General features: G+C 31.5%; 10 protein-coding genes. 9 read left to right on the forward strand and 1 reads right to left on the reverse strand.

The window, feature by feature from the left end; all coding sequences use genetic code 11:
- The first annotated feature begins 1,044 nt into the window (after window positions 1-1,044).
- The 9 genes from ACWGOQ_RS23615 to ACWGOQ_RS23655 all read left to right on the forward strand — a co-directional run bounded on the left by ACWGOQ_RS23615 (window position 1,045) and on the right by ACWGOQ_RS23655 (window position 8,760).
- Complete coding sequence (locus tag ACWGOQ_RS23615) at window positions 1,045-1,881, forward strand: phytoene/squalene synthase family protein (RefSeq protein WP_452060324.1); 837 nt, start codon at window positions 1,045-1,047, stop codon at window positions 1,879-1,881.
- Window positions 1,882-1,904: 23 nt separating this feature from the next.
- Complete coding sequence (locus ACWGOQ_RS23620) at window positions 1,905-2,603, forward strand: lycopene cyclase domain-containing protein (protein WP_452060325.1); 699 nt, start codon at window positions 1,905-1,907, stop codon at window positions 2,601-2,603.
- The gene (locus ACWGOQ_RS23625) at window positions 2,600-2,767 is read left to right on the forward strand and encodes a hypothetical protein (RefSeq protein WP_452060326.1); all 168 of its coding nucleotides are present in this window, start codon (window positions 2,600-2,602) and stop codon (window positions 2,765-2,767) included. Before ACWGOQ_RS23620 ends, ACWGOQ_RS23625 begins: the two co-directional genes overlap by 4 nt.
- A 9-nt stretch (window positions 2,768-2,776) precedes the next feature.
- The gene (locus tag ACWGOQ_RS23630) at window positions 2,777-3,427 is read left to right on the forward strand and encodes a carotenoid biosynthesis protein (protein WP_452060327.1); all 651 of its coding nucleotides are present in this window, start codon (window positions 2,777-2,779) and stop codon (window positions 3,425-3,427) included.
- Window positions 3,424-4,044 (forward strand): 1-acyl-sn-glycerol-3-phosphate acyltransferase, encoded by a 621-nt coding sequence (locus ACWGOQ_RS23635; RefSeq protein WP_452060328.1) that lies wholly within the window; start codon window positions 3,424-3,426, stop codon window positions 4,042-4,044. Before ACWGOQ_RS23630 ends, ACWGOQ_RS23635 begins: the two co-directional genes overlap by 4 nt.
- Window positions 4,041-5,144: a glycosyltransferase family 2 protein gene (locus ACWGOQ_RS23640; RefSeq protein ID WP_452060329.1), complete on the forward strand. Its 1,104-nt coding sequence runs from the start codon at window positions 4,041-4,043 to the stop codon at window positions 5,142-5,144. Before ACWGOQ_RS23635 ends, ACWGOQ_RS23640 begins: the two co-directional genes overlap by 4 nt.
- Window positions 5,111-5,866, forward strand: coding sequence for a tetratricopeptide repeat protein (locus ACWGOQ_RS23645; protein ID WP_452060330.1), 756 nt, complete (start codon window positions 5,111-5,113; stop codon window positions 5,864-5,866). Before ACWGOQ_RS23640 ends, ACWGOQ_RS23645 begins: the two co-directional genes overlap by 34 nt.
- Before the next feature lie 17 nt (window positions 5,867-5,883).
- Window positions 5,884-6,999, forward strand: a complete 1,116-nt coding sequence (locus tag ACWGOQ_RS23650; protein ID WP_452060331.1) for a DUF4056 domain-containing protein — start codon at window positions 5,884-5,886, stop codon at window positions 6,997-6,999.
- An 885-nt stretch (window positions 7,000-7,884) separates the two neighbouring features.
- Entirely contained in the window at window positions 7,885-8,760 is an 876-nt protein-coding gene (locus tag ACWGOQ_RS23655) for a hypothetical protein (protein ID WP_452060332.1), read from the forward strand.
- A gap of 376 nt (window positions 8,761-9,136) precedes the next feature.
- Here ACWGOQ_RS23655 and ACWGOQ_RS23660 read toward each other — a convergent pair.
- Window positions 9,137-9,362, reverse strand: a 226-nt coding sequence (locus ACWGOQ_RS23660; protein WP_458202879.1) for a hypothetical protein, incomplete at its 5' end; no start/stop codon positions are given.

Below are 9,362 nucleotides of genomic sequence, written 5' to 3' on the forward strand. Positions count from 1 at the left end.
TTGGATTATCTATAGCGTCTTTTTGCGTTCCAGATGTTTCCGTTGGTGTTTTTTAATTTTTTTGTGATTTGATTGTTGTCTAATGTTCTCATGATTTCTTTTTTGATTGATTGATTGATGAATGGTTGGATTATCTATAGCGTCTTTTTGCGTTCCAGATGTTTCCGTTAGTGTTTTCTAATTTTTTTGTGATTTGATTGCTGTCTAATGTTCTCATAATTTCTATTGTTTTTTGATTGTTGTATACTTACTAGACGTACAGGTTTTAATTTTGTTACAGTACTATGTATAAAAAGGTACTATTTTAACATATTTTAACGAAAAAACAGGGTTTGGAAAGGTTTTTTGAGAAAATTAAAAGAATTAGAATGAGTTTTCTTGAGAAAAAGTCGTCATATAATTGGTAGAAATGATAGTCATATTATTCTTTTTAATTGATTAATCTCTCACCTAAAAGTTCAACTCTGCCTTTAAATTGGTCAACTTAGTATTTTGGTTTGTAAATAATTATAACGTAAAACTTACCATTGATGATGAAAAGTCACAACTTTTGTACTCCGATTAAGTTTCGAGGAGGACATCTCAAGATTGAATTCTCTATAAATTATTAAAGCACTTATTTCTTTTGTATTTTAGATTATTTCATCAAGCTTTTTAGGAAACGAAACTCTTGAATTCGTAATTTCAATTTATTTTTATTCATCAATTCATTCAGGAATGCTTTTTTACTCCTAAGCAATTCTAATATTTTTAGTATCGAATACTATGGATAATCAAACCACACTCACAAAGGTTTCTGGGTTAGTCTCGTTGCCAATTTTAAAAAAATAGGCGAGTTTCAAAAAGATGATTACTTTTGTACAGATATTAACTTATCAAAATACAAAATAATAATAAAGAACTAAATAGTTTGAATACTTAATCAGCTCTTCAGGGACGAACCTTTTCATAATAATGAAATAAACTGAAGTAATCCTATTTAAGTAATAATGATAATTGTATTGCATGAGTGTGAAATTGCATCAAAAAAATAAAAAGCAGTAGATGAAGGAATTATTTGATGATGTATCATTTAAGTGTAGTAAAATTGTTACTCAAAATTATAGTACTTCGTTTTCAATGGGTATTAAACTTTTTGATAAATCAATAAGAGATAGTATCTATAGTATTTATGGTTTTGTACGTTTTGCTGATGAGATTGTTGATACATTTCACGAGTATGATAAGGCTACCTTATTTTCAAATTTTAAAGAAGATTATTATCGTGCCTATAACCAAGGTATAAGTCTTAACCCAATACTTAATTCGTTTCAGGCAACTGTTCGTAAGTATAACATTGATGATGAACTGATACAAGCTTTCTTAAAAAGTATGCATAGTGATTTATCAAAAAAAGAGTTTGACGATACTGAGATTAAAGCTTACATATATGGATCGGCTGATGTAGTCGGGTTAATGTGTCTGAAGGTTTTTGTTAACGGTGACGAAGAACGTTATCGAGCTTTAAAACCAGCTGCTATGCGTTTGGGTTCGGCTTTTCAGAAAGTAAATTTTCTGCGTGACATTAATGACGACATCAATCAGTTACATCGCATCTACTTTCCAATCCTAATAGATAATGAATTAACTGAAAGCATTAAGAAAAAAATCATCGAATATATCGACGAAGATTTCAGAGTTGCTTTAGAGGGGATCAAACAACTGCCCGACAATTCGAGAAGCGGAGTATATGCAGCCTATACTTATTACAGTAAACTCACAAATAAGATAGGGGCTACTCCTGTAGAGAAATTACTTAATGAGCGAGTTCGAATACCCAATAGGTATAAGATATGGGCATTAGTTTCTATTTACACGACCAACAAACTTAAATTGGCATAGAGAAAACAATAAAATTACGAACTATGTCTCTTTACTTAATTATACTTCTTATTTCACTTGCTGGACCTCTGGCGTTGAGTTTCGAGAAAAACCTTAGACTCTATATGCGTTGGAAATACCTGCTTCCTGCAATCCTAATAACCATGATTATTTTTGTTACTTGGGATATCATTTTCACTCATATGGGATGTTGGTTTTTCAACCCAATTTATAACTCAGGGATTTATATAAATAAACTTCCTTTAGAAGAATATTTGTTTTTTATTGCCATTCCCTATGCGTGTGCGTTCTCGTTTTATGCAGTTCAATTTCATTTTCCAAAATTTAAATTAAACGAGCAATGGACAACAATGTTAACTTTTCTAATTGTAGTATTATCAGTTATAACCTCCTTATTAAACCGAGATCATACCTATACTTTTGTTAACTTCCTTGTTTTGCCGATAATACTCTTATTAAGTTATTATTTTGCCAGAGAAGTAGTACAGTACTATTTAGCAATCTATCCGATTTTACTCATTCCATTTTTTATTATCAACGGAATCTTAACGGGTACAGGAATTGAACAAGCTGTTTTTGATTATAATCCTCAGGTAATATTAGGAATCCATGTGCTTTCCATTCCTCTTGAAGATATGTTTTATAATTTTTCATTGCTCTTATCACCTTTGGCGCTAACTCATATTTTTGAAATGAGATCTAAAAAAACTAAAAACGTATGAGGATTGTAGTCATTGGTTCCGGAATTGGTGGCTCAGCGATTGCTATTGGTTTAGCAGTCAGACAACAGGATATACCTGTATTAAAAAAACAGGCATCTACTACTGGAATTCCACTTTGCTTAGCTAATGTTACAACGATTTCTAATGAAATACTCGCATACTAGATGAATCGGATGATTAAATATATCGTAGATGACGGGCTTCCAGTAACTTTTATAGTTTTTTACTGTGTAGGATTGGTTTTATATTTTACGCCCACTACTTACAATTTATTTATACTAATTACACCGTATACCTTGGTTTTAGTTTCCATAGCTGTCTTTTCACATCACAAAAATTGGAATGTAAAAACAATGGCCGTCCTAGCAAGTATTTTTATACTGAGCTTTGTAACCGAAATTATTGGTGTAGCAACCGGTAAATTATTTGGAGTGTATTCATATGGTAAGGGGCTTGGTTTCAAAATAGCTGATGTGCCTGTTATTATTGGTCTTAATTGGGTTTTCTTATCGTATGCATCAAATAGTATTATCTCGAAATATACATCCAATAACAATCTGATTATTATTGGCGCAGCATCACTGATGGTTGTGTACGATAGCTTACTCGAAAAAGCTGCTCCCCTAATAGATATGTGGATGTTTGCAAAAAACGAACCGCCTATAAAAAACTATATAATCTGGTTTCTATTAGGTTTAATTTTTAATTGGGCTATTCAGAAGTTTAAGGTAAATACAAGCAATCGGCCTGCACGTGGGTTATTTTTTGTTCAATTTGTTTTTTTTATAGTTTTAGTTATTCATCATATTTTTACTAAAAAATGATACGAGCCAATCATAACACATTCTGGATAAAATTTTCTCATTACTATACGAAAATACTAATAGGATTTTTTTTTGGTAATGTTAAGTATAAAGGTGAGTACGAAGAAAAAGGACTTCCCATTCTTATGATTAGTAATCATTTTTCGTTTTATGATGGCTTTATTCAAATCTTGTTAAACCTCAAAATTTTTAAACGAAGGTTTAATTTTATGATGCTGGAAAAGGAACTGAGAAAAAACATGATACTAACCAAAATTGGTGCTAGTTCAATTAGTAAAGGCAATCGTTCGAGTATTGATAGTCTCAATTATGCTGTTGAAATGTTACAGGATAAGAAGAATTTATTTTTGTTTTTTCCGCAAGGAAGAATAAAGAGTATATACACAAGAGAGTTTACTTTTGAGAAAGGTTTACTTTCCTATGTTTTAGAAAACGCAAAAAATGATTTCCAATTGGTATACAATGTTAACCTTATTAATTACGGAACTAAACTTAGACCTGATATATTTGCGTATTATGAAACACATACGATAAGTACAAGTACAAATGCTGATGAGGTAGAACGAGAATTTAATCGTTTTGCAAAAGCGTGTTTTACAAAACAAGGTGTCATATGATCTATTTCTGTTATTTTTTAATGACCCTACTTTTTATCAGATTGCTTGTGGCATTTGTTAATTATCTTTCGTTTGCTTATTTGCCAAAGACAACTCCATTAAGATCAACACCATCTGTTTCTATTTTAATACCGGCGCGTAATGAGGAAGAAAATATTGGAGCCTTATTATCACAATTATCAACATTTGAATACACCACACTAGAAATCATTGTCTACAACGATCACTCAACCGACAAAACAGAAAGTATCATAAAGCATTGGGCAACACTTACGCCTACTATTAAATTGTTGAATGGAGATGCACTTCCAAAAGGTTGGTTAGGCAAGAATCATGCCTGTCACCAGTTAGCAAAAGCCGCTACTGGTAATATATTACTTTTTTTGGATGCTGATGTAAGTGTAAAAAAAGACGTAATCGAACGTAGCGTTGGCTATCTTCAGAAACACGAACTTCATCTGTTGTCAATATTCCCAAAGCAAATAGTAAAATCTTTTGGAGAAAAAGTTTCGGTACCGCTAATGAATTGGATTTTACTAAGCATATTACCCATTTATCTAATTCGAAAATCAAAAAACAAAATTTTTTCAGCAGCTAATGGTCAGTTTATGATGTTTAAAGCAGCTACCTATAAGGCAATATGGCCCCATGAACAATGCAAGTCTGATAAAGTAGAAGATATGGCTATTATAAAACTGTTTAAACAAGAAGGCCTTGCCAGCGATACACGCTTAGGAGATAATGATATTTCTTGCCGAATGTATGTTGGATTAGATGAAGCTATTGAAGGATTTATAAAAAACATATTTCAATTCTTTGGAAATAGTATTTTAGTAACTATTTCTTTTGGAGTTTTAACGACTATCGCTCCATTTGTAGTGTATATATACTTGGGGGTATGGTGGTTTATTGCATATCTTGCTGGCATAATATGTATTCGATTTTTTGTCGTGTTAGCAAGTCAGCAATCAGTTATTCAAAACTTACTCTTGGTCCTGCCACAACACATTATATTTCTTTTAATAATAATCAAGGGGCTTATAAATAATAAACAGAAGAAACTAATATGGAAAGACAGAAATATATTACAAGATCTATAATTGCGATCATTACCTTACTGTTTTCAATACAATTAGGCTTTTCTCAAAGCCCTTATCGTGATCCAATTTATAAAGCGTATTCACGAGGCAAAATGGATAAGTGGTTGGAATTGATGAATTCTTGCGAAAAAAATGTAAATACTAATAGTTTTGAGGAACAATTAGAGCTAATCAGTTATTATTATGGGTATACAGCCTGGTTAATTGGTGCTGAAAAAGATGATACCGCCGAAGAGTACATTGATAAATCAGAAAAAATTATTGATAAGTTACTAGAGGATTCACCAGAAAACCCAACATTGTTAGCTTACAAAGGAGCTTATATTGCATTTACCATTGGTATTTCTAATCTAAAAGCTATTTACTTAGGTAGGAAAAGTATGCGATATATTGACAAATCTATTGAACTTGACCCAGAGAATATTCAGGGAAATATTGAAAAAGGAAACTCCATGTATTATCGCCCATCAGCTTTTGGAGGAGATAAAGGGGAGGCGATTAAATACTACGAAAAGGCTGTTAAGAGCTTTGAAAAACAAGGACTCGTCGTAAATAATTGGATGTACATAAATACAATGACTGCTTTAGGGCAAGCATACGAAGCTACCGATCAAATACAGCGAGCCAAGGTATGTTATGAAAAAATTATTCGGATATTCCCAAACTTTATGTGGGTCGAAGATGAACTTTATCCTGATATGATAAAGCGTAACAATCTATAATATTATCACTTAGTTTTATGAAATTTGTCATATACAAAATAGCATTAAATACCATAAAATTCTTTTTAGTAATAGGTGTTGTTATTACTCCTATAAAGATGAGTGCTCAACATGTACAGGATGATGCTGTTGACCTAAGCAAAACTCCACCTCGAATTATTCGAGCATGTTGTGCTTTTGGCTATGATTTAAAAATATGGGGAGTGCCATTTATTTCCATCGATCAAGTGATTAGTGTTGATGATCTGAATGAACATCACTATATGGGTAAAAAGAGCGAAGGTACCGGAACCGTCTATACCCATAAAGGTGGTTTTATCGATATTGGTCATTTACGAGATCAAATTGATTGGACACGCTATTTATACACCACGATTTTAGAAAGCAGAGGAAAAGGTGAAGTGATTTTGCCCTTACGTAACGAAGCCGGGCGTAAGACTTTATATTTAAATGTACCAGAACAACTTACTAATAGTGATGGTATTTTGTTAGCAGGAAAAATAACATACGATCTTTCTTTATGGCACGAGATTTCTACTTGGTTTGGCGCATCAACAATACCTTTTATACCAGAAAAATTTTCTAGTTTTTCTGTAGAGGATGTGTATTCAAACTTACTTGGGATACACGTAGGTATGGAAACCTTGCGTTCAGAGCTTCCTTTTAATCAGGCAGCAACAGAAATTATCGCATCTACGTTAGATAGTTTAGGTGTTGTAAAAACTGTAAAAGAAACCTATGATGCTTATGATGCGGTTCAAAATAAGTGGTATACAAATAAAAAAAGAATACCTAGTACCCATATCACACTAAAGCGCGATCCTGATGTTCTTAATTCTAGTCGCCCTTGGATAATTCCTAATTACACAAGTAGCATTAATGATCCCGTTATTTTAGAGGTCCCTCGTTTAAATACAAAAAATGAGTTGCTTACCAATTTTTATCAATTTACCATTGACCTCAATTACAGATTTCCAGTAGAAGAGATTTTTCCGGGTCGCGAAAGTAGCCTCATCAATCAGGATGATTTTGCCGTATTACTGGATAGAATTACCGATGAGTTACAAATCAAGGAACAAAATATGCTTGCAGAAAAAAAGGAAAGTGTTCAGAAAGAAAGTCTTCAGAAGTAGGCGTTTTTGGGTGTTACTAGCTGGAAAAGTTAGTTGAACTAATCCCGATTTTTCAGAGGGATCTTGGGTTTAATACCTCGAAGCTGGCTTTGAAACTTTAAAAAAAATTCCCCTGAATGCCTCGTGGGCTTACTCCGTGGATGTTTCTGTTGTAACAAAATATAGTTCAAAAAAGGTACATTTTATTAGGTAAATTAAAGGAGTAAGTTTTTTTACTTGGTATCGTTACACCAAACCAAAGTAAATACAACTTAAAGCTATGGTAGAGAGGTACGAACGAAAGTTGGCCGTCACCGTAATGAATGAAAACCGTGACATAAAAATTAAATGGAAAATTTAGCAGCACGCAACTTGTGATTTCTATTAGAAAGGGCAGAGGCAAGGGCTAACTCTTTTAAATTCCTAGTCCAATAGGGTAACGAATGGCCAGGGTATTTAAATGTGTTTGCCCCAGTACCAGCAGAAGGATCTATAATTTTATTTCAAAATTCTTACTCGTGGATTTCACTTTTATGTCTACAAATCTCGAATTCATGATTAAAAGAAAAAAATATTGCATACAAAATAAAATAATTAAAAATTTTGGGTAACATTTTAAATATTTAAGACACTTATTATTAGAGAAAAGAATTTTTATAGAAAAATTAGGTAATTTTACTAACAAAAAAATATATGGTTACCGAAATGAACATTATAAGAAATACCAAAACAATCTGAAACAAGAACAAACCGAAGTATTTCTTTACATATTGAATTAAAGAAGTACTTGTATTGAATAAGAACGACTAAGAGAAATTTAAACTATTTATTTTTAATTTGTTATCATTGTTAGAAATTATCATTCTCTATGAAAAAAAAAAACTTAAATCCTTATTTCTTCTTTTTTTGCCATTGTTTTTAACGAGTTGTAGCTCGAAATCACAGCAAAAAAACTACATTGACGGTGGATATTATAGATCCGTTTACGAAGCGGATAGTTTATTTATCGAAGGCAATTATTTAAAATCGTATTCTATATTAGAAGGTGCATTTAAACAGAATTCACCTATTAATCTTCCAATATATTATGAATATAAGACGTATATTAAGAGTGCCTATCTTACCAATAACAAAGGTAAATCATTCGATGGGTTGCGCAACCTGATAAGTAAATATGGAATCACTTGGAATCAAATAAACAATGACAGTATTCTTAAATTGGTTAAAACTGAATCAAATTTATCAAAGAAGCATTTCGATTCATTGTCAATAATATTTATAAAAACACTTGATATAAGTTTGCGTGAAGAAATCTTAGAAATGAAGATAAAAGATCAACTTTATCGAGGTAGAAATTATGTTGGCGAAAATATTACAAAACAAGATTCTATAGACGATGTTAATACCAAAAAATTGATTACAATTTTTGAAAAATACGGTTATCCTAATTCTGGAATCATTGGTACATCATCTAATCCAAACAAAAATAATCCTAGTATTAGAGTTATGCTGCTTCATACAGATGACTCTATTAGAGAGTCTTATTTTATGCCCAAAATTTTGTCGTTTGTGAAAAAAGGAAAATGTAATCCTTTTACTTATGGAGCAGTATATGATCAACTATTACTATATAACAAAGAAGAACAGAAATATTGGACATATGAAACAAAAAAAAACATTACTAATACAAAGAAAGTAAACGAATTTAGGGAGTCAATTGGACTACCTCAGTATGGTTATGAAACCTGGCGATTTAATAGGCTTTATAAGAATATAAAGTGATCTAAAAATTTAATCATTTTGTTTAATTTAAATATTTAATTATGAGAAGTATAGATGACTTCAAAGGAAAGGAAATTAGTTTTTTAGGTAAAACAATTTTTGGAGGTGCCTCAAGTTGGACTACCTAATAATTTTGGTACTATTTTTTAAGCCACATTATTTAATTGTTTTATTTTAATTTACAGATCCAGTTGGGCAGAAAAAAAGCGATTACTTTCGGATTAGCCACAAGCCAAATCTTTTGTATTTTGTTTTAATTTTTCTCTTTTAATACCAAATCAAAAGATTTGCCGACTTTGCAAATAGACAACACCCTTTGGGTTAAACACTAATCGCCCAATTTGCTATATATAGTGTTACAAACTCGACTTTTTGCTTACCAAAATTTCCACCAAGGTTTTTTTACGTTATCTTTTGTCTTTATTTCTATCCTATTTTTCATTTCAAGATTGGGATTGTTATCTAGCATAACCCTAAAACTCCCTCCTTTAATTTCTTTTGTCAATATATTTAGAGAAAACTCGCACCATTCTTTTTTCGAATTTGTGGGGTCAAAAGTTAGTCCAGATATAATATCATCTTGAAATTTCAAGTCTTTAAAT

Source organism: Aquimarina ulvae (assembly GCF_053613295.3).

Excerpts from the sequence above, each read along its gene's own strand:
- ACWGOQ_RS23650 (WP_452060331.1), top strand. The coding sequence starts at position 5,884 with ATGAAATTTGTCATATACAAAATAGCATTAAATACCATAAAATTCTTT.
- ACWGOQ_RS23645 (WP_452060330.1), top strand. The coding sequence starts at position 5,111 with ATGGAAAGACAGAAATATATTACAAGATCTATAATTGCGATCATTACC.
- ACWGOQ_RS23640 (WP_452060329.1), top strand. The coding sequence starts at position 4,041 with ATGATCTATTTCTGTTATTTTTTAATGACCCTACTTTTTATCAGATTG.
- ACWGOQ_RS23615 (WP_452060324.1), top strand. The coding sequence starts at position 1,045 with ATGAAGGAATTATTTGATGATGTATCATTTAAGTGTAGTAAAATTGTT.
- ACWGOQ_RS23630 (WP_452060327.1), top strand. The coding sequence starts at position 2,777 with ATGATTAAATATATCGTAGATGACGGGCTTCCAGTAACTTTTATAGTT.
- ACWGOQ_RS23620 (WP_452060325.1), top strand. The coding sequence starts at position 1,905 with ATGTCTCTTTACTTAATTATACTTCTTATTTCACTTGCTGGACCTCTG.
- ACWGOQ_RS23625 (WP_452060326.1), top strand. The coding sequence starts at position 2,600 with ATGAGGATTGTAGTCATTGGTTCCGGAATTGGTGGCTCAGCGATTGCT.
- ACWGOQ_RS23635 (WP_452060328.1), top strand. The coding sequence starts at position 3,424 with ATGATACGAGCCAATCATAACACATTCTGGATAAAATTTTCTCATTAC.